Annotated in this window: 19 protein-coding genes; 6 read left to right on the top strand and 13 right to left on the bottom strand. The window is 58.8% G+C overall.

What is annotated here, in order from left to right:
* Positions 1-63: 63 nt before the first annotated feature.
* The 5 genes from pcnB (at position 64) to ACNKU7_RS08120 (ending at position 4,458) form a co-directional block, all read left to right on the top strand.
* Complete coding sequence (gene pcnB, locus ACNKU7_RS08100) at positions 64-1,491, top strand: polynucleotide adenylyltransferase PcnB (protein WP_418296459.1); 1,428 nt, start codon at positions 64-66, stop codon at positions 1,489-1,491.
* Positions 1,488-1,964: a 2-amino-4-hydroxy-6-hydroxymethyldihydropteridine diphosphokinase gene (gene folK / locus ACNKU7_RS08105; RefSeq protein WP_418296460.1), complete on the top strand. Its 477-nt coding sequence runs from the start codon at positions 1,488-1,490 to the stop codon at positions 1,962-1,964. The genes pcnB and folK overlap by 4 nt, the downstream gene beginning before the upstream one ends.
* 48 nt (positions 1,965-2,012) lie before the next feature.
* Positions 2,013-2,714 (top strand): deoxynucleoside kinase, encoded by a 702-nt coding sequence (locus ACNKU7_RS08110; protein WP_418296461.1) that lies wholly within the window; start codon positions 2,013-2,015, stop codon positions 2,712-2,714.
* Between the two features lie 98 nt (positions 2,715-2,812).
* Positions 2,813-3,628: a 3-methyl-2-oxobutanoate hydroxymethyltransferase gene (panB, locus tag ACNKU7_RS08115; protein WP_418296462.1), complete on the top strand. Its 816-nt coding sequence runs from the start codon at positions 2,813-2,815 to the stop codon at positions 3,626-3,628.
* A gap of 14 nt (positions 3,629-3,642) precedes the next feature.
* The gene (locus ACNKU7_RS08120; protein WP_418296463.1) at positions 3,643-4,458 is read left to right on the top strand and encodes a thioesterase family protein; all 816 of its coding nucleotides are present in this window, start codon (positions 3,643-3,645) and stop codon (positions 4,456-4,458) included.
* A 56-nt stretch (positions 4,459-4,514) separates the two neighbouring features.
* Here ACNKU7_RS08120 and zntB read toward each other — a convergent pair whose 3' ends face one another.
* From zntB to ACNKU7_RS08155, 7 genes are all read right to left on the bottom strand, one after another.
* Positions 4,515-5,483, bottom strand: coding sequence for a zinc transporter ZntB (zntB, locus tag ACNKU7_RS08125; protein ID WP_418296464.1), 969 nt, complete (start codon positions 5,481-5,483; stop codon positions 4,515-4,517).
* Between the two features lie 29 nt (positions 5,484-5,512).
* Complete coding sequence (locus tag ACNKU7_RS08130) at positions 5,513-6,376, bottom strand: D-hexose-6-phosphate mutarotase (RefSeq protein ID WP_418296465.1); 864 nt, start codon at positions 6,374-6,376, stop codon at positions 5,513-5,515.
* A gap of 84 nt (positions 6,377-6,460) precedes the next feature.
* Positions 6,461-7,234, bottom strand: a complete 774-nt coding sequence (locus tag ACNKU7_RS08135) for an MBL fold metallo-hydrolase (RefSeq protein ID WP_418296466.1) — start codon at positions 7,232-7,234, stop codon at positions 6,461-6,463.
* A gap of 6 nt (positions 7,235-7,240) precedes the next feature.
* The gene (gene bamC / locus ACNKU7_RS08140) at positions 7,241-8,416 is read right to left on the bottom strand and encodes an outer membrane protein assembly factor BamC (protein WP_418296467.1); all 1,176 of its coding nucleotides are present in this window, start codon (positions 8,414-8,416) and stop codon (positions 7,241-7,243) included.
* Between the two features lie 67 nt (positions 8,417-8,483).
* Positions 8,484-9,359, bottom strand: coding sequence for a 4-hydroxy-tetrahydrodipicolinate synthase (gene dapA / locus ACNKU7_RS08145; RefSeq protein WP_418296468.1), 876 nt, complete (start codon positions 9,357-9,359; stop codon positions 8,484-8,486).
* Between the two features lie 140 nt (positions 9,360-9,499).
* Positions 9,500-10,468, bottom strand: coding sequence for an LpxL/LpxP family Kdo(2)-lipid IV(A) lauroyl/palmitoleoyl acyltransferase (gene lpxL / locus ACNKU7_RS08150; protein ID WP_418296469.1), 969 nt, complete (start codon positions 10,466-10,468; stop codon positions 9,500-9,502).
* A gap of 131 nt (positions 10,469-10,599) precedes the next feature.
* Positions 10,600-10,833 (bottom strand): DUF2789 family protein, encoded by a 234-nt coding sequence (locus ACNKU7_RS08155; RefSeq protein WP_418296470.1) that lies wholly within the window; start codon positions 10,831-10,833, stop codon positions 10,600-10,602.
* A 252-nt stretch (positions 10,834-11,085) separates the two neighbouring features.
* On the opposite strand from ACNKU7_RS08155, the gene ACNKU7_RS08160 reads away from it, so the two are divergent.
* Positions 11,086-13,710, top strand: coding sequence for a TonB-dependent receptor plug domain-containing protein (locus ACNKU7_RS08160; protein WP_418296471.1), 2,625 nt, complete (start codon positions 11,086-11,088; stop codon positions 13,708-13,710).
* Between the two features lie 61 nt (positions 13,711-13,771).
* Here ACNKU7_RS08160 and ACNKU7_RS08165 read toward each other — a convergent pair whose 3' ends face one another.
* The 6 genes from ACNKU7_RS08165 to ACNKU7_RS08190 form a co-directional block, all read right to left on the bottom strand.
* The gene (locus ACNKU7_RS08165) at positions 13,772-14,815 is read right to left on the bottom strand and encodes an NADP(H)-dependent aldo-keto reductase (protein ID WP_418296472.1); all 1,044 of its coding nucleotides are present in this window, start codon (positions 14,813-14,815) and stop codon (positions 13,772-13,774) included.
* Between the two features lie 242 nt (positions 14,816-15,057).
* Positions 15,058-17,508 (bottom strand): hypothetical protein, encoded by a 2,451-nt coding sequence (locus ACNKU7_RS08170; protein WP_418296473.1) that lies wholly within the window; start codon positions 17,506-17,508, stop codon positions 15,058-15,060.
* A 501-nt stretch (positions 17,509-18,009) separates the two neighbouring features.
* Complete coding sequence (locus ACNKU7_RS08175; protein ID WP_418296474.1) at positions 18,010-18,723, bottom strand: SH3 domain-containing protein; 714 nt, start codon at positions 18,721-18,723, stop codon at positions 18,010-18,012.
* A 499-nt stretch (positions 18,724-19,222) separates the two neighbouring features.
* On the bottom strand, positions 19,223-19,591 hold the full coding sequence (locus ACNKU7_RS08180) for a hypothetical protein (protein WP_418296475.1): 369 nt from the start codon (positions 19,589-19,591) through the stop codon (positions 19,223-19,225).
* A gap of 160 nt (positions 19,592-19,751) precedes the next feature.
* The gene (locus ACNKU7_RS08185) at positions 19,752-20,120 is read right to left on the bottom strand and encodes a hypothetical protein (RefSeq protein ID WP_418296476.1); all 369 of its coding nucleotides are present in this window, start codon (positions 20,118-20,120) and stop codon (positions 19,752-19,754) included.
* Positions 20,121-20,159: 39 nt separating this feature from the next.
* Positions 20,160-20,963, bottom strand: a complete 804-nt coding sequence (locus ACNKU7_RS08190; protein ID WP_418296477.1) for a hypothetical protein — start codon at positions 20,961-20,963, stop codon at positions 20,160-20,162.
* Between the last annotated feature and the right edge of the window lie 63 nt (positions 20,964-21,026).

A 21,026-nucleotide genomic window follows, 5' to 3' on the forward strand; every position in this document is an offset into this window, starting at 1 on the left:
AAGCTTGGAACCATCGTACAGCCTCACCGGAAGGAACAGGCTGAGGTCAACACAGATAGCCGTATGTTTAATTCCCTGATCAGCACTATCAAACGCTGGCACAGCAAGCCAAAAACCTCCGATGCACAGGAGCTGGCAGGCAATGTAGCCAAGAATTCCCCCAAAAGATCTTCCTCCAAGACTCGCAGAGTCGTCGTTCCCCGCAACGATCACGCCATTTCCCGCCGAGATATCAGCCGCGCCGCTCTCACCGTGATGAAGCGCCTGCAGGAGGCTGGATTCCAGGCCTATATCGTTGGCGGCGGCGTACGCGACTTGCTGCTTGGCGGCCACCCGAAGGATTTCGACGTCGCAACCGATGCCACGCCAGAGCAAGCCAAGCAGCTGTTCCGGGGTGCCCGGATCGTAGGCCGGCGCTTCCGTATCCTGCACGCGCGCATCGGTCGGGAAGTGATTGAGGTCACCACCTTCCGCGGTCATCACAGTGACGGTGAGGAGCACGAGGCGCAGCAATCCGAGCACGGCATGCTGCTGCGGGACAATGTCTACGGCGACCTGGAAAGCGACGCGGTACGGCGAGACTTCACGGTCAATGCCCTCTACTACACCACCGACGGTTTCGAAGTTCACGACTATACCGGCGGCATGAGTGATATCGAGCAGCGCCTGATCCGCATGATCGGCGACCCTGCGACCCGCTATAAGGAAGACCCGGTGCGCATGCTGCGCGCTGTGCGCTTCGCGGCCAAGCTGGATTTTGACATCGAGCCCAACACCGCCGCACCGCTCAAGGAGCTGGCACCGCTGCTGCGCAATGTTGCGCCGGCACGCATGTTCGACGAGATACTGAAACTGCTGATGAGCGGCCACGGTGTGCGCACTTTCGAGCTGCTGCACCAGCATAAGCTCTGGCCACACCTGTTCCCGGATAACGCCGCGCAGCTGGACAACCCGGAGGCCCTTGAGCTGACCCGCCTGGCCCTGCGCAATACCGACCTGCGGATTCGCAACGATCAACGGGTAACCCCGGCGTTCCTGTACGCTGCGCTGTTATGGCCGGCAATCAATGCGGAGCAGCAGTTCCTCATGGATAAGGGAATTCCCCCGGTGCCGGCACTGGCCCAGGCTGCACAGAAAATTACCAATTCGCAATTGACGCACACCGCGATCCCCAAACGCTTCTCTATCCCGATGCGCGAAATTTGGGATATGCAGTCGCGCCTCCCCCGCCGCGGCGGCGAGCGCGCGTTCCGCCTGATGGAACATCCGCGCTTCCGCGCTGCCTACGATTTCCTGCTCCTGCGCGAAGAGAGCGGTGAAATCCCCAAGGGACTGGGCCAGTGGTGGACAGAGTTCCAGCAGGCAGATGAAGACGGACGCACGCAAATGGTGCGCGACGTGCCCCGCAATGGCCCCAAAGGCAAGAGCCGTGGGCGCCGCAATCGCGGCGGACGCCGTCGCAACCCAAGAAGTGGCAACGACGAGTCATGACCCGCTGCTTTATTGGTCTCGGCAGCAACCTGGAAGACCCTGCCGGGCAGTTGCGCTCCGCACTCAGTGCGATCAAGGCGCTGCCGCGCACCACGCTGGTAAACTGTTCCAGCTTTTACAGCAGCGCGCCCATTGGCCCCGGCGAGCAGCCTGACTACGTCAATGCAGTGGCGGAGCTCGATACCCAGCTGGAACCCCTCGCGCTGCTTGACGGTCTTCAGGCCATAGAGCAGCAACACGGACGCGAGCGCTCGGTACGCTGGGGCGCTCGCACGCTCGATTTGGATATACTGCTGTTTGGCAGTGAAACCATTGACTCGCCCCGCCTCACGGTACCCCACCCGCGCATGGCGGAGCGCAATTTCGTGCTGGAGCCACTGGCAGAGCTCGCCCCCGCATTGGAACTGCCGGACGGCAACAAGCTGGCGGTACTGCTGCAAGGGTGTCCGCCCAACCGCCTGCACAAACTGTAAGCGCCAATCTCCAGTACAGAAGCCCGAATAAAATAAAGGAGTATCCCGGTGACAAGGCCATCCGCTTCGGACGCAACACTAGATTCCCCTTCACCAGAGCTGGATTTGCAGGGTAAAGACCTGCCACGTTTTATCGCCGTTGAGGGCAACATAGGCGTCGGCAAGACCACCCTGGCCAAAAGGCTCGCCGCCACCTTCAACTACGACACCCTGCTGGAGCAGCCGGAAGACAATCCGTTTCTGGAGCGCTTCTACCGCGACCCGAAAAGCGCGGCCCTGCCGACGCAGCTGCATTTCCTGCTGCAGCGCTCCCAGCAAATCCAGGCCCTGCGCCAGAATGACCTGTTCAAGCCGGTAAGGGTGGCGGACTTCCTGATCGAAAAAGACCAGCTTTTCGCCGAGGTCACCCTCGACAGTGACGAACTGCAGCTATACACGCAGGTATTCGACCACCTGACCCTGGAAGCGCCCAAGCCGGATCTGGTGATCTACCTGCAGGCGCCACTCAACGTGCTGCAGGAACGGATTCACAAGCGCGGTATCGCCGCCGAGCGCACCATCAGCAACGAATACCTGGCCACACTGAACGAGGCCTACACCAATTTCTTTCATTACTACGACGAGGCGCCCCTGCTGATTGTCAACTGCGCCGAAATCGACATCGTCGATAGCCAGAATGACTACCTGCAGCTGGTAGAGTACCTGCTCAACATCAGCAGCGGACGCCACTACTACAATCCGGGCAAGTAGCCCGCGAAAGGCCGTCCCAGAAAGAATTTTCCCGCACCAGCAAACGAGCCAGCCCGGCGATGAGACCGGGCGCTTAAGCGATCAACGAGAACCAACCAATGCCATACGGATCCAGTGAACTTATCAAACCGGTAACGGTTCAGACCCTGCGCAAGATGAAAGCCGACGGCGAGAAATTTATCTGCGTCGCACTGTACGATGCCCCCATGGCCGCCATGGCGCAAAAAACCGGCGTGGAAACCGTGCTGATCGGTGACTCACTGGGCATGACGGTGCTCGGTTACGACAGCACCATCCCGGTTACCATGGAGCAAATGATCTATCACGTAGAGGCTGTTGCCCGGGGTAACAAAAAGTCCCTGATCATGGGCGACCTGCCGTTTATGACCTACGCCACGCCGGAGCAGGCACTCACCAACGCCACCCGCATCATGCAGGCCGGTGCACACATGGTGAAAATCGAGGGCGGTGCCTGGCTGGCACCGACGGTCAAGATGCTCAGCGAACGCGGTATTCCTGTGTGTGCACACCTTGGCCTTACACCGCAGTCCGTACACAAGCTGGGCGGTTTCCGGGTACAGGGGCGCGAAGGCGAACAGGCCGGGAAGATTCTCGACGACGCGGTGCAACTGGATGAAGCGGGCGCAGACCTGCTGGTGCTCGAGTGCGTGCCGTCCGATCTGGCCAAGCGAATTACCGATACCGTGTCCATGCCGACCATCGGGATCGGTGCGGGCGCGGAAACCGATGCCCAGGTACTGGTAATCAACGACATTCTCGGGCTCACGGAAAAGCCGCCGAAGTTTTCCAAGAACTTCCTTGTCGAGGCAGGCGATATCCCCGGCGCGCTGCGCAAGTACGCCGAAGACGTCAAGAACGGCGTTTTCCCCGACAGCGACCATTCCTTTAGCTAATCGAATACAGCCCTATGCAATTTAATGAAGTACTGCTCCGCGCCAGAGAGGATATTGCTGCAAAAAGGCCGCTTCAAATTCCCGCAGGCTGGACCCAGGGACGCGCAACCTTCGGCGGCCTCGCGGCCGCCCTGCTCTACGAAGCCATCGACGAAGAGCTGTCGCGCACGGTAGACCCCGGCATCCCCCTGCGCTCGCTGGCGCTGTCTTTTGTCGCGCCGGCAGAGGTGGGCGAGCTGAATGCCAGTGTGACCACCCTGCGCGCCGGACGCTCAGTGGCACAGATCGAGGCGCGCGCTTCCCAGGGGCAACAGGTGGTAACGGCGGCACTGGCGAGTTTTGGCAGACCGCGGCCATCCACCATTGCGGTCAGCCCGGCCGCGGCGCCGGAATTCCCGGCTCCGGAGGACTGCCAGGCCCTGCCGTACATCGAAGGTATGACCCCGGAGTTTACCCGGCATTTCGACTACCGTATCACCGCTGGCGGCCTGCCGTTCAGCGGCGCCAGCGAACCGCGCCTCGGAGGATGGGTGCGCTTCAAAGCCCCGACCGGTGCCGCATCGATCAGCCACCTGCTGGCGCTGATCGACGCCTGGCCACCGGCGGTGCTGCCGATGCTCAAGCAGGTGGCGCCCGCCAGCTCGCTGGCATGGACAGTGGAAATCATGCAATCGGCCCAGGAACAGGCCGCCAGTGGCGAGGAATGGTGGCAGTATATGGCAGAGGTGGATCAGGCTGGTGATGGCTACGGCGTTACCCAGGCCCGCCTGTGGGATTCCCGGGGTAACCTTGTGGCGCTGTCGCGACAGACCGTCACTGTATTTGCCTGAAAACGGAAGGGCTGAAGCCCCAGGTGCTCAAATCGCGAGCGTCAGGGGCATGTGCACTACAGCCATTTGTTCCAGCGGAATACCACCAGCTGGATCGCCACGGTAACCACAAGTAACACACTGAAAATCAAAAACGCGTGCGGGTTTTCCGACCCCGGGATCCCGCCCACGTTGATCCCGAGCAGCCCGGTGAAAAACCCCAGCGGCAGGAAAATCGCCGCGACGATCGACAGCATGTACATGCGGCTGTTGAGCTGCTCGGATATCCGGCTCATCAGCTCTTCCTGGGTTACTGCCGCCCGTTCGCGCACCGCATCAATATCTTCGATATGACGCAGCAAGCGGTCACTAACCTCGCGCAGCCGAATGCGGTTGGCTTCCATAATCCACTCCGCCTTCTCCACAATCAGCCGCGCCAGCGCTTCGCGCTCCGGAGCCAGGTAACGGCGCAGGGTAATGGTCTGCTTGCGCAGCGTCGCAAGGTCAAAGCGCAAGGTACTGCTGGCACCGGCCACTACCCGGTCTTCCAGTTCATCGATGGTGTCTTCGAACGCGTCCACCGTGTCGCTCATGCGCCATACCAGCAAATCTGCCAGCTCCACCACAAGATCCGCACAGGTTTCGGGGCCGCGGCCGGCGTCCAGTTGCCGGCAGAGATCGCCCACCGACAACAGCTGGCGCTTGCGGGTGCTGATCACGCGCATCTCTTCCACCCACAGCCGGATGGATACCATGTCCTCCGGCTGCGATTCGGGGTTGAGGTTTACCCCGCGCAGGGCAATCAACAGGCCATCGCCAATACTGGTGGTGCGCGGGCGGGTTTCTTCCGTCAGCAGGGCTTCCGCCACCAGTGGCTCCAGGCCAGCGGCCTTATTGATCCACTCGCGGGCGTCGGTATCCGTGTAGTCGAAATGCAGCCAGATACGTCCCTGCTCCGGCGTCCAGGCCCGGGCATCCTGCCAGTCCAGGCGCCTGCCGCCGCCATGGCCGTCCAGCAGGTATGCGTGAATGAGTCCAGATTCCATGGCCGTCCCCCTCGGGCTCTCCGTGCCGCTCAGCGCGACAGTATCAGGCGCGCTGACGCGCATTCGCCGGCACCCAGTTGCCAGCTGTTGGCAAACGCGTTGCCGTGCTCCACGCAGACAAATTCACGGTAGTGAGCACCCACATCGGCCAGAGAGGCCGCCAGCGCGTCACCCGGGTTCCAGACAATCACGGTATGGCAATTTTCACTGCGCGTACGGATCGGGCTCGGTGTGACAATCTGCTGTTCGGCGGTGGCCAGCTCGAAAACCCGATCCACTTCGCCGGCAAACGTCTGCCTCCCCTCAAGGCGGCAGCGGGCGAAATCCAGCGTCTTGTCCAGGTACTCGACCCCGTCCAATCCCTCTACGGCAACCTCGGCGATATCCTCCACGGCAAAGTAGGAGTGCAGCGCCCAGCTGAACTCCGCAGACTGATCCGAGGTGTTGGTCAGGTTGAGGGCAAACTCCAGCTCTGCGCCCAGCAGCACAGTCAGCTCGCAGGAAAAATCTGCCGCGAACAGTGCATCACCACGGTGCTGGTAAGTAAACACCAACGCCACCCGACCGTCGGGCTGCGCGGCACTGCTCGCCAGCTCCCATAACTGGTTGCGCACCAGTCCGTGCTTGGGCTTGCCTGGGTCGGCGCGATTCACCCCGAACCAGGGCAGGCAAAGAGGGACACCACCGCGCACCGCCGTTCCGGGCTCAAAGACCGCTTGCGGGCTGACCCACAACAGGGGCGCGCGCCCCGCGGCGGCAAATTCCAGTACCTGGGCCCCCTGTAGCGCAATCACTGCGCGACACAGGTCAGTCTCAACCAGTACAAGATCCAGGCCGGGTTTGCCGTAGAGCGCACCGCTGTCGGTGCGCGAGAGAAATGCATCTGCCGTCACTGAGATAACTCCGTGTTGTGCTCAGGAAATCAATTTTCAGGAGGGGAATGGTGCCACGAAATGACGATTCGTGGGACAGGTGTGTCAATCTGCCTTGTCGACCTGCAGCCAGTCAAAGCCTTCCTGCTGACAGGCAAAGATACAGTTGGCCGCCTTGGCTGTCGCGTCTGCCAGCGCCTCGCGGGCCCGCTCCAGGCTATTATTTTTCTCACTGATATGCGCCACTACCAGGTGCTGCAGGCGCTCGGCGCCCACCCGCTGCAGGAAGCCGGCCGCCTGCTGGTTGCTGAGGTGGCCGTAGGCACCGCCCACGCGACGCTTCAACGAGGGCGGATACGGGCCCTGCGCCAGCATTTGCGGATCGTGGTTGGCTTCCAGCACCAGCGCATCACAGTCGCCGAAATGCGCTTCAACGTGTGGGGTGATGGTGCCGAGATCAGTGAGTAACCCGAGACTGCTGCCGCGGCTGCGAAACACAAACTGCGCGGCCTCCCGCGCGTCGTGCGGCACTGCCACCGGTGTTACCTGGATATCACCGACGGCGAATGGCTGGTGGCCCTCAATCAGCACGAGCTCCGGCAAGGCGCCGATATCCCGTGCGCGCAGGGTGCCCGGGGTCAGGTAGACCGGCACGCGGTACTTGCGCGCCAGCGGCCCCACACCAGACATATGATCGCTGTGTTCGTGGGTGACGAGGATGGCGGAGAGCTCCGCCGGAGACATGCCGAGCCGCGCCATGCGCCGCTCGGTTTCCTTGATGGTGAAACCGCAGTCCACCAGCAGGCAGTGGTCGCCACTGGCGACCAGGGTGCCGTTTCCCTTACTACCACTGCCCAGGGAGGCAAACCTGATCGCCATGGAAAATCAGATCAGGTTCTGGCGGATAGCCATCAGCATTTCAGACGTCTTGGCGCGGGACATGGGCTTGCCGCGGGTGTTGCGGATGCGCACTTCCATGACGTTGTCCTGGCCTTCGCGCATGACCACGATGTAACCCGGGATATCGCTGGCTGGTGCGCCGCCGACACCCGGTACCGAAGTGAACAGCGCAGGCTCGCCCTGTGCAGCCACATCGATATTCGCCAGCACCTGTTCAAGGCTGTAGGCCTCGGCGGATTTGGCCAGCTTGTCTTCGCCCTTGGATCCCCAGCCAGAGAACCAGCCGTCATCCTCTTCCGACAGTTCGCGCTCGGCGTCATAAGTCACGTAGAAGATACCAAGATCAGAGTCTTCCTTGTGCAGGCGATACGCACCGGTGTTGAGGGCGTGGGCAACGGTAGCCCAGGCACGGCTTTTCACCAGATCAAGGGAGATAAAGGGCTCCTGCCCGGCAGGCTCCATGACCTGCACTTTTACCTTGCCGCCACCGATTGCCTGCGCCACCAGTGATGCGGCCGCGCCAGTGGCATCTGTCGCCAGGGCATTGGACATTTCGTCGATCATCCAGCCCTCGCGCTCGGGGCTGCTGGACTGGGCGGGCCACTCCACCGGGCCATTGGCCGGCATATTCAGCGGTACCGCAAGGTGGCGCACGTGAATCTCGGTGGTGTCCGGCTGCACGCCCGACTCTACCTGCAGGCGGTAACGGTCTTTGGTTTCCGGGTTGTCGCCGAAGGTCAGCCACGTGGTTTCCATGGTACCGGTGCCGGCATCGGAAAGGGCCAGCTGCAGCCCGGAAGAGCGCAGGAAGTAGTGCAGTTGCGGCCAGACTTCATCCGCCGGCTGATTAACCAGTACCCAGCGACGGTTACCCAGCTTCTGGATCTTGACCCGATCCAGGCCCACATTGACCGAAAGCGCCTGCGGGCGCGGTACAACAAAGGATCCGCGCTCCACTTCGCCGCTGATCTGCGGAACCTCGTAAAGCTCTTCCTGGTTTTTGGTAGAGATGCCTTCCGGCATCTGCAGCGGCGGCAGGCTGTCAGCCAGCTGATAGTCGTCGGCGCGATCGCGGAAATATCCGTCCTTGCCGAAGACGCCACAGCCGCTCACGGCAGTGACGGCAGCACACAGAAGGGCTCCGGCGGTAAATCTTGTCATTATTGGTACCTTATCGGTTCAGTCGAGGGGCGGTGCCGACACCGCCACTGTGTATTCCTGCAGCCTTTTAGAGTACACCGGCGCCGCGCAGCGCTTCGCGCACCTGGGCGTGGTACTCCGGAGACAGATTGGTCAGCGGCAGGCGGATGCCGCTGTCGATACGTCCCATTTCTTTCAGGGCCCATTTCACCGGGATCGGGTTGGCTTCAACAAACAGCGTCCGGTGCAGTACATCGATACGCTGGTTGATCGCGCGCGCGGTTTCCGCGTCACCGGCGATCGCCGCTTCACACATCTCAGCTACCGCGGCGGGCGCGACGTTCGCCGTCACGCTGATATTGCCGTGGCCACCCATCAGCATCAGCTCCACAGCGGTGGCGTCATCACCAGAGTAAATCGCAAAACCTTCCGGAACCTGGTCAATCAGCTGGCGCGCGCGCTCGAGGTCGCCGGTGGCTTCCTTGATACCAACGATATTGCCAATGGATGTCAGGCGCTGCACGGTTTCGGGCAGCAGATCCACCGCGGTACGGCCCGGCACATTGTAGAGAATCTGGGGAATATTGACGGCTTTGGCCACCGCCTTGTAATGCTGGTACAGGCCTTCCTGAGTGGGCTTGTTGTAATACGGGGTCACCAGCAGGCAGGCATCGGCGCCACACTTGGCCGCCGTCGCGGTGAGTTCGATCGCTTCGGTGGTGGAGTTGGCACCGGTGCCGGCAATGACCGGGATACGCCCCGCCACCTGGTCCACCACGCGGCGGATTACTTCCAGGTGCTCATGCACATCCAGGGTAGCGGACTCACCAGTGGTGCCGACCGCAACCAGTGCGCGGGTTCCCTGCTCGATATGCCATTCCACGAGTTCGTGCAGCTTTTCCCAATCGAGGCCGCCATCTGCATACATGGGTGTGACCAACGCCACCATACTGCCGGAAATCATTGCAACTCCTTCTCGAGCCAGCTCCAAAGCCGGCCTGTACCGCGAAAAAATGAATGCGGTATGTTACTGAGCGTGTCAGTTTGATGCCAGCGCAAATAAAGAAGGCGCGGCCCCGAGATATCTCGACAAACTGATACTGGTTATTTTTTGCGCTTCTTCCTGCGCCGCCGGCGCCGTATCCCCGCTTCACCGTATACGTCTTCCTCGCCTTCGGGACGCGTCTTGAAGCGGCGGTGCACCCACATGTACTGGGCCGGATTCTCGCGCATACGCGCTTCCACGAATTGATTGACCAGAATTGCGTCCTTCAGTTCGTCACCCGACGGAATTTCGTTGATCGGCGGGAACACCTTGACGTGGTAATGGCCGCGCTCTTCCAGGCGGGTCACCGTATACGGCACCACCTGCGCGCGCCCGACCCGTGCAAACCGCGAAGTGCCGGTCACCGTGGCCGCGGGGATGCCAAACAGCGGTGCGAACACACCCTGCTTGATACCGTAGTCCTGGTCCGGAGCGTACCAGACGGCCCGGCCATTCTTCAGCGCCCGCAGCATGCCGCGCACATCCTTGCGCTGATACACTTCCGAGTCCTCGCCGTGGCGCTCGCGGCCCTTGCGCTGCATATAGTCATACACCGGGTTCTTGTGCGGCCGGTACATGCCATCCACCGGGTGGCTCAGTGACATGAACGCAGCGCCAATCTCAAGGGTGGTGAAGTGCATCGCCATCATCACCACTCCCTGTCCGCGCTCCCGGGGCTCCTGCAGGTACTCCAGGCCCTCAATGCTGAAGCGCCGGCGCAGCCAGCGGCTGGAGCGGAACCAGGCCATGCCCGTTTCCATCAGCGCGATGCCGTTGGAGTCGAAGTTGCGCCGCAGCAGCTGCTCGCGCTTCTGGGCGGACAATTCAGGAAAGCACAGTGCCAGATTGCGGTCGGCAATTTGGCGGCGGGTCTTGGCCAGCTTCATCATCAGGCGCCCAAGGCCGCGCCCGAGCGCCATCTGCCAGCGGTAGGGAAGCTGGGCGATCAAAAACCAGACGCCGAAGAGTAGCCAGGTGAGCCAGTAACGCGGGTGCAACAAGGCCGCGCGAAAATGCGGTTTTTCCATAGGGTGTGAGTCGAGATGCCGCCGAGGTCGAGAGAAAGCGGCGCATTATAGCTGCGCCGGCGGCAACCGGATACTCACGTGCCAGAATCCCCGGCACAAATGCCGGGGAAAGCGCTCGCCAATCCCGCCGGTCAGTGGCGAAGCAGCGCGTCCAGTTCGTCGACCACTTCGCACCAGTCGGAGTCTTCGGCAATGGCGTCGTGCAGGAATTTGCGCTGTCCATCGTTCCAGAACACCGCCTTTTCCAGCTTGTCCTCCCCCGCCAGGCGATGGCGACTCAGGAAGTCCTCAATCGCGTCCCCCTCGGTATCCAGGCCGAGCTGGGCAAAGAGATCGTGCAGTGTGTGGTGGCCGGAGGTTTCCATCGTTGTTTCACCTGGGGACTGAGTTGGCATCACCCTCGAGTATAGCCTTCAGGCGCAGATTGCCACTCAGCAGTTCCCGCCAAAACGGGGAATTGGGTGCCGGAAAAAACACTCCAGCGACACCTTCGCGACCAGATTCACGGTTTCGTCACGCACCAATTTTCCACTGAGCGGTTATTGATAAGCTGGCAGCGCGGTACCCAAAACAACAATTATCTCGCCAGACGGCGAAACCCAAAGAGACCTGATGCAATGAAGAATGGATTTCTAGCAAAAGCACCTATTGCACTCTGTATTTCCGCAACTTTGGTTTCCGGCCATGCAATCGCCCAGAGCAACGAGGAAGCCGAGATGGAGCTGGTTGAAGTTACCGGCTCCCACATCAAGCGCGCGGCAATGGACGGACCCGCTCCTGTCACCAGCCTCACCGCGGAAGACATCGCCAATACCGGGGTCACTGACCTGATCGGCCTGTTCGAGAAGATGCCGGCTTCTGGCCAGGGCACCTTTTCCACCCAGGGCAACAGCAGCGACGATACCGCCAACGGCGGCTCCAGTGTTTCCCTGCGTGGACTGGGCGCAGACTCTACCCTGATCCTGGTCAACGGCCGGCGCGTATCGGTAAGCCCGTTTGCGAAAAATATCGACACTGCATTCGTCGATATCAACAATATTCCGCTCGCCGCTATCAAGCGGGTCGACATTCTCAAGGACGGAGCCTCCGCAACCTATGGCTCCGATGCTATCGCCGGCGTCATCAACATTATCCTTCGCGATGATTTCGACGGCCTGGAGATTTCCGGCAAGGTCGGGGGCACCAGCGATGGCGGTGGCGAGCAGAGCAATATCAGCATGGCATGGGGGCATGTCACAGACGACAGCAGCCACACCTTCATCGTCGACTATTTCAGCCGAGATGAAATCCTCTACGCCGACCGCAGCTATGCCCGCTCCGCAAACCAGGCCGCCCTGCGCCCGAACGATCCCTTCGCCACCGACTTCAGCAGCTCGGCGGGTATTCCCGGCACCATTGCCTTGCGGTCAGACCCCACCATCCGCCTGGCGGACACCTTCGGCAACGACGTCTGCGCAGCGCAGGACATTGATACCGACAACAACCTCTGCCGTTATGACTACGCGCCCTACATGTCCATGGTGCCATCCACAGAGCGCGTCAGTTTCAACTACATGGGGCGCTACGCCCTCACCGCGAACGTCGAAGCCTTCGCGGAGCTGAATGGCCAGAATGCAAAGACCACCGTAAAAGGCGCCGGCAGTCCCAGCTTCAATGAACTGTTCATGGCAGGCGACAACGTCAACCACCCCTTCGCCGACGACCCCAGCCATCCCTTCTACCAGCAAGACCTGACCATGCGCCGGCGTACCGTGGATATCGGCAACCGCCGCAAGGAAGTGGATTCCGATTACTTCCGCAGCGTACTGGGGCTGGAGGGCGAGATCGGTGGCTGGAACTGGGAGGCCGCCTATAGCTATATCAAGAGCGATGCCGTAGAGCGTGGCGTGGATGGTTTCCCCAATACCCGCCGGGTGCAGGAAGCCATCGACAGCGGCCTGTGGAACCCCTTCGAGCCTTCCGCCAACAGCCCGGAAGCGCTGGCGTATATCGAGACGGTGACTTCGCGGGTGGGCAAGTCCACCATCCGTTCCTACGACGCCCAGATTTCAGGCCCGCTAATGGCAATGCCCGCTGGAGACCTGATGCTGGCAGTTGGTGTTGAGCACCGCAGAGATGCCATCAGCGACAACCCCGACGACCAGTTCCTGCGCGGCGAAATCTTCGGTACCGAGGCCACCCAGGCCAATGGCAGCCGCGACAACACGGCCGTGTTTATGGAACTGGCCGTACCACTCCTCGAGACCCTGGAAATGCAGCTCGCCGTGCGCCATGAGGATTACAGCGATTTCGGCACCACCACGGATCCAAAGATCTCGCTGCTGTGGTCACCGCTCGACAGCCTGTCATTGCGCGGTTCCTGGGGCACGGCTTTCCGCGCCCCGTCACTGGCACAGCTGGGGCTTGGCCGCACCGACGAATCACCCACATTGGTCGACCCCACCCGCTGCGCCGCTGTCGGCAACGTGAACAAGGCGTGCGAGCCACAGGAGTACACCGCGATCTTTTCCGGTAACCCGGAGCTCGGCCCGGAGGAATCGGAAAACTACAACCTGGGTGTCATCGTCAATTTCAGTGAACAGTTCACCGCATCACTGGACTACTACCACTACGACATCGAGAACATCATCGACTCCGATACCCAGTTCGTGTTCAGCACCTTTGGCAACGACCCCAGCGTAGTGGTGCGCCTGCCCTCCACTGACCCCAACGATCCGGGCGAAGTGGTTGCCATCTACGATACTTTCCAGAACATTGGTGACCTGACGACATCCGGACTGGATCTGGATCTCCGCTACGGATTCGACACCGATATCGGCAGTTTCGGTATTTCCTATGCGATGAACTACATGCTGGAATACGAAGACCGCCGCCCGGATGGCAACGGTGGTTCGCGGATTAACCTGCAGGAGGGCGATTACGAGTTGCCACAGTGGCGCTGGACCGCCGCCACCGACTGGAGCTACAACGATATAGGCGCGCGCCTGGCCGTGAACTATATCGACAGCTTCTACCAGGATGCGGCGGTACAACAGCCGGGCATGCGCGATATCGGTTCCATGACCACAGTCGACACCACGGTGAACTACTTCGGGTTTGACAGCATCACCCTCACCCTTGGAATCACCAACCTGCTCGATGAAAGACCGCCGTTCGACTACGCAGATTTCATGGGCTTTACACCGACGATACACAGTGGCCAGGGACGCTTTGCCTACCTGTCTTCCACGTACCAGTTCTAAGCCCGCAAACAAAAATGCCCGTCTCATGACGGGCATTTTTTTATCCACTCGCTGCGACAATCTATGGCGCTGGATTCGGGTTCGCGCTGTGCACTGCCTCGATTGCCTCGAGCTGCGCGCTGTCGAGCACGATGTCGGCACTCGCAATATTGCTGCGCAACTGCTCCATGGTGGTGGCGCCGATGATGTTCGAGGTCACGAAGGGCTGCTGGGTAACAAATGCCAGCACCATCTGCGCCGGATCCAGCCCGAATTCATTTGCCAGCTGCACATACGCTTCCGTGGCCTGTACCGCGCGCTCGCCGGTGTAGCGCTGGAAGCGGTCAAACAGGGTAAGCCTCGCGCCCGCGGGCTTCTGCCCGTGCAGGTATTTTCCGCTCAGGGTGCCAAACGCCAGCGGCGAATACGCCAGCAGGCCGCACTTCTCACGAATCGCCATTTCCGCCGCACCCACCTCGAAGGTGCGGTTCAGCAAACTGTAGGGATTCTGGATCGAGGCAATACGCGGCTTGCCCTTGGCGGCGGAAAGTTTGAGGTACTCCATCATGCCCCAGGGGGTTTCGTTGGAAACCCCGATGTGACGCACCTTACCCGCCTTCACCAGCTCTTCCAGCGCATCCACGGTTTCGGCGATGGCGATGCCATCGTCATCCCCGTGCACATAGCCGAGCTTGCCGAAGAAATTCGCCTGCCGCTCCGGCCAGTGCACCTGGTACAGGTCGATGTAATCGGTCTTGAGGCGCAGTAGGGAATCGTCACACGCCTGCCGTACCTGCTCCCGGCTCAGGCGGGGGCCACCACGAATGTGACCGACCCCGGAGTTGGCGGCACTGCGGCCGGTGACCTTGCTGGCCAGCACCACCTGCTCGCGATTGCCACGCGCCGCGAGCCAGTTGCCGATAATCGCTTCAGTCTGGCCATAGGTTTCAGGCTTTGGGGGCACCGGGTACATTTCGGCGCAGTCAATAAAATTGACCCCGTTGGCAAGCGCATAATCCAGCTGCTCGAACGCGTCGGCTTGTGAATTCTGCTCGCCGAACGTCATGGTGCCGAGGCAGATCTTGCTGACCTTGAGATCTGTAATACCCAGTTGGCGCGTTTCCATTTTTACTCCCGTATTCCTTGCCATCACAATGCCCGACATTATGCAGAATCATGGTTGGATTTTCTTCTGCAACGTCATCCCTTAGCGCCTGATGCTGCCGAGGTAACATCAGGCGCTAAGGGCCGGCCAAAAACCACATAAAAAAAAGGGGCCGGGCAATTGTGCCCCGGCCCCTGTCAACGTCAAACATGGATCGAAATGCGCCCGCGAAACAAAACCCGCGGGCGCTGTACTTGCTTCACTTACTGCCCGCGGTACATATCCCGAATACGGGTATAGTGTTTGCCAAGGGCGGCATCGCGTGCACGCACCAGGTTGTCCGGCGCCTCACTCAGCTTGTCTCCGCGCTTGTCCAGATAAGAGATAAACGGCAGGCCCAAACCAATCGGGGACATCACCGCTTTCATTTCGTACTGGGTAAGATCCAGGTCCGTGCTGTTCCACACCGGGTCGTCAAACGTCCAGGACCCCACATTGCTCACCGAGCTCACCTGGCCGCCACAGGTGAACCAGGAATAGTGCACGTACTTGTCGGTACGGATTCCATCCTGAATCGCGATCAGGCGCCGCTTGGAGCCGAGCTCGCACTCGTCCGCCAGCCACAGGCCATTCAGCCCGGGATAGTCGGTGAGCTGCTTTACCCAATGCCCAGTGAGGGCGGGATCCTGATCGTTCGCGGCCGTGCTCAAGGACAGCGCCAGCTCGCCGTCTTCCAGCGCGATGCTGCCGGAGGTGGCACCGTCATCCATATCGACAAAACTGACGTTGTGCGACAGGAACCCCCGGGAATTTTCAAATTCCGCGCCGGCCGTCATATCGTAGGCCGCAACCAGCGCCGGGTTGGCCACCCGGTTGTGATCCAGGGTTGCACAGTTGGCATCCGAGAAATACAGGTTGTGGATATCCAGCCGCGTGCCGTTGCCGATACGCATCTCGGAGCGCACCGAACCGCTGCCGTTCGCCACACAGTCGCCGAGGAACTGGCCGTTGTAGCGGTTACCGGCATCGCGCAGGCTGTGGAAGTTTTCGAGGAAGGTAATCAGGTCCGCCTTTTTCCCGGCGGACAGGTTGCAGCCCATGTTGTGGCCGGTATTCCACAGCTGCTCCGCCGCAATGCTGGAGTGGTTCACCCGATCCGGGCGACAGGTGAGCAGTTCTTCCAGCCCCCACACAGAGCCGTTGTGCAGCAGGCGGTTGTTGTCCCACAGGGAAATAAACCGCGGCGACTTGACCTTGCGGGTGTAGATACCGGTTTCCCCCACCGGGAAGTTGGCGGCAATGAAGGCGATGGACGTCTCCCAGCCACCCTGCCCGTCCAGCGCGGTGGGATCCCAGTAGGTGCCATAAATATTCGCGTGGGTGCTTTCCACATTCAGCTCGCCGTGGGCGTAGGGTCGGCCGGTCTCGCCCAAAGGCCCGTTGTGGCAGCTGCTGCAGTGCTTGTCGAATAGCGCCTCGCCACGCTTGGCCATCGCATGATCCTGGTTTACTGACGCGGGCACCGCCGGCTCACGGAACGTGCGGATATATTCCACGATGGGGAAATAGCGGTATTCCTTCACCCAGTAGCGGAATTCAGGACGCGAGGCCGGGTCTGCCGCATTGGACGGCGACAGTGAAATCACCGAACGGATAAAGCTCACTTCATCGAACGAACCCCCGGTCCAGCCGAGCCCCGCGTGGTACTTGAACCCGTGCTGTTTCTGCACGGATGGATCGAGCACCATTTCGTTCACGTTGAGAATGCGGGTGACATTCCATACGCCGTCGTCCTGCATCGGCGGCGTGGTGAAATCCATCACCCCGGTCCAGGTGGCCATATCCAGGCGCTGCTGGTTGAGCGGCTTGGCCAGCGCATCGCGCTGCTCCTGGGTGGTAGCCGCATTCATCAGTTCGTTGAAAGCCAGGAACTCGTCAATCGCGCCGGGAATCTGCCGGGCGGCGGCAATGGGCGCATTCAGCTCATCCTGGATTTGCGGAATCACGTCGAAATACGCCAGCCATGACAGGTCCAGCTCCGGCGTGATCAGGTCCGGTTTCTGGAACATGAACATGTAGGGCAGCTGGCCCTGCAGCGCGGTCTGGCGCGCGTAGTCGTAATCGGTATTGCCGATGCCCACGGCAAAGTTGCCATCGTCCATCTGCTTGAAGTGGCAGGCCGCACAGGTGAACGAGTACACGGGGATACCGTTACCGAACTCGCCACTGCTCGCCGCCATGCCCACCGGCAGCTGCTGGGAAGGCACGGCCGGGTTGTACGATGAGGCCGCTACTGTGGCCACCGGGTTGGGATCCGCGTACTGACCGAAATACGACTGCCCCTCGCCCAAATAGTCGCTGAAGTAGCGCGCCATCCAGTCGGTCAGAGCGCGCGGCGGACCAGTAGTGTCAAAGGTGCCGTAGAAGTAATAGTACTTGCCGCACTTGAGTTTGGTGGTGCGGTCATAAGTGGCCACGAAATTATCCAGCACATACTGGTCGCGCGGCGATGGCGTCGCCGGGCTGGGACGGTCATCGGAAAGGGTATCGAGAAAACCCGCATTATTTTGCAGGTAGCTGTCGAGGTCGCCCTGGTACTGATCACAGGCCGCCTTGGAGGTGTCATGCTCGATCACCGTGCCGATATCCGGCCCAACGTCTACCGTGACCCCGTTATACGATTGATAACCTGCCGGCACCGAGGCCTGCGCCAAGAGTGCCCCGGAGCCCAAAAGCAGCACGCAGAAACACGCAAGGAATCTTGCAAGAGAGCGCATCATCCTTCTCCCATCATTATTTTTTAGTAGTGGAATTTCCTGCACAGGACTGGGTCCACTGCATAGTGCGGAATGTTATTTGGCATACGCCAAAACACATCCCCGAGAGAAAGGCGTTCGGGAATGGCTGTCGCCAGCTGTATTCAGCGAGCGATCAACACCGGTGTGCTGCACAAGCGGTACGGCTCCAATACCCTCCAGTGCCGAGGCGCTAAACAACGGTAAATGCAGTACATAACCTCTTGTGCTGTTTGGAAAACTGACATTGGTTTCAGTGATAGCACCCACTTTACGCCGACGATACGCCAGCAACATTGGCAAAATTGCGCCATATATGGACGATATTGCGGCACCTGCAATCAGGTGCCCGAGGGGAGAGAGAACCTTGCATGGACTGCAGCGTGACCTATCCAGGGGGGATATTGCCGCAGAGAAAACTCAGCCGCCGAGAATAACGGCATCTGGAATTTCGTAACGCTCGCTGCCGACCCGAATTATATGTAAGTCGCTTTCTTTGGTGGCGTGAAACTCGGGATAACCGTCTGCCTGGCTAGTGTCAGCCCCGATAGGGATCCCCATTCGGAAGTAAATAGCACGTCCAGGCCCTGCCGGGCGTTTTACCACCACCGTTGCATAACCACCGCCAGCGCGGGCCACACCAAATTCACACTGCCCCATTGGCTGCCCCGCTGAGAGGGCACAGGGAATCTTGCCGGTCGCATCGAATACGCCCTGGCCTGCGCGCAATGCCGAGTCATCCGCACCCTTTGCAACACTCCCGTCGGGAGATACGGCTGGGGTGAGATATTCTGCATCGACGAAGACCCGCGGGCCTCCGCCCAACTGCTGGACGTCACACCAGACGCGACCGCCCTCTTCCTGGCAGCCCAGGTTATCAAGAAGTGTCCCCGGCTCGTACGTGGCGACAATGCCTGCTGATGCCGTCGGCTGTTCGCGCAGATCCAGTTTGGCCGTGACTTTCCAGTTACGGGGCCCGCCGTGTTCGGGACCGGCGGGAACATCAGGGGTAGTTGCTGAAGCCGCCATCGACTCCCGCTCGGGCTTGCCAGCGTCCGCCATCAATCCCGGATACAAGCTGTCGCCCTTCACGGGGTAGCTCGGAACATACTGGGATTGTTTAACTGTGCTCACCCCCGCCCCCGGAACCATATCCTGGGACACAGCTGCACTGGCACAGACGCTTGCTATAACGCTGAGAAGGAACCGGTTCATGGAAGGCCTCTGATTTCTGCGAGCAACACCAAGCGGTAACGCAACTATTATAGGCTGGCGTCTCTCTTCGCCGTCGCACGGCGGGTGATGGAGGCCGGCATCATCCGCCAGGATAGACAATACATAACGTTTGGTTAAGGGGCGGGCTTTAGCCCGTCCCAGTGAGCGAAGCGGACGATTTGAACCGCTTGTTAGGCGGCAGTCCGTAAACGAACCGTAGGACGCTTGTTCGAAGGGATACCTACCTTTTATTCTTTATTTTCCCGCATGCGCTTCATTGACTATTCCTTTGGGAATTCATTATTTCACGTGGGATATTTTTTAATGGAATTTGTCCTTGAGTGGAATATGCATAGATAAATAGCCAATAAAAACATCGGTGAGAAAAACAGCATGGCGAAAACACCAGAGCCCACGACTACAGTAAGGCCATGGCTGTACCCGGGTGACAGAAGATCTTCGGCTGCGAGAATACAAATGGGAGTGATTGATAACGCAGTGCCGATGATTGGGATTTTTTTCCTAGCCTAATGTCTTCAATCCAGGCACGGCTCATTTTTATATGCATCCACATTGGGGCAATAATAATGAAAGGAAGAATAGTAAACAGGGATCCGTCAAAGTCAAAAATGGCGGAAATAATCCAACCGGCAAGAGTCAATAGCCCTATGCTGGACAGTAAGTAGCACAATATAACAATAAAAACTCTTTTCTTTTTTCTGAGGAGGCTGCTATCAGGTTGCTCGCCCAGGTCTGAGGCCGGAGTTCTGTAGATGTTACGATCCATTTGTCATATCCGGTTTATTTTCGCCTAACGCCGCCAGCTGGGGCAGCTTACCTTGTGCGCGTTTTTCGCGAAAATGGGAGCGTAGCGACCCGCGCAAACTGTGCACAAGGTAAGCTGTCCCGCGGAGGGCCGAAGACCCGTAGCAAACTGCCAGGCTTTGTTAAATTTTTTTGAGCTCCCCGAGCGCCCTGCTCGCAGCACTTGCAAGTTGCGCCCATTCTTTAGATTCAACGAATTCATGTATATCCGGCGGATTTTCTGGTGTGTTTTGAGCCACTATTTCCATGACGCCATCAAATAATTCAAGAATACGCAACTCTGCCTGATTGAAGGCCTCAGCATACCACTCTTGGCCTTTTGGAATTTGGAAGCAATCTTCCCATTGATTGAATAGCTCTGCTGAGACATACGCAATTGGCACTTTTTCTTGATAGTCTAATTGCTCCTCTCGTGAAGAAATGAGTTCAAGCACTTCAAAAACTTCTTTTCTGAAATTGTGTTTTAGTTGCTCTCGGAGTTCTCTATTCATTTTGAAATTTAACGCCGCCCCTTCAGCGCCTCGTTAGGTTTATTCGATTATCCATGAATTTAGTAAGGCTTCTGACGCGATGATAGCTTTGTTTACTTTTTTAAGAACTTTACCTTTTGAAATATCAAACATTGATGAAGCTCCTTTGCGCCAATACCAGTACCCCCGACAACTATATGGCACGTCCATTTCGTAGATATTTTCTAATGTATATCCGTTAATATCCTCGTGTCTGCAAGTGAATGAGGTTGGTATTGTTTTTTCTTCGATCACCTCGAATCTCGGGAAAAACGGAAAAGTATTGATATTTCGGTTTTTATCAGCCGTTAAGTATGGGCATAAACGAAAACCATATTCAGGGTAATCGTATGTATGATTTTTATTCGAGCAAATGTCTTTTTGGACTGCCTTGAAGTATCTGTCTTGCTCCGGGCCCTTAAAGTTAAGATAGAACGAAACTTTATCGTAAAACTCAGGAAGCTTGATGCTTCCAGGGTGCGTCGATCCTGAATGTGGAACCGGTATTAACCTGTCATCGATGTATGCAAAATGCAGTTTTAGCTTTGTTATTTCACAATCCGAATTGAATTCATTTTCAAATGGTAAGTTTGACATCCAAACGGGAACCGCCAATCTGAACTTCGCGGCCGTATTATAAATTCTTTTATCGTTTACGGTTTGATAACACTTGATGGCGCGTCTATCGTCGCCACGAATTTGATCGGAATCGAGATCTTCTTCAGGAGCGCATCCCAAAAGCGCTAGCGTAAATATTGTTAAGAATAGCTTGGCGATATGAAAACTCCTTTTTGTGCTACTTACTCGGAAACTGGTCTTACCCACAAAAAGTAGACACTATAACTATGCGCATTTGCGCTCATACTCTGCTGGACTTGTGTAACCCAG

The organism is Microbulbifer weihaiensis, from assembly GCF_048323715.1.
Taxonomy (GTDB): Bacteria; Pseudomonadota; Gammaproteobacteria; order Pseudomonadales; family Cellvibrionaceae; genus Microbulbifer.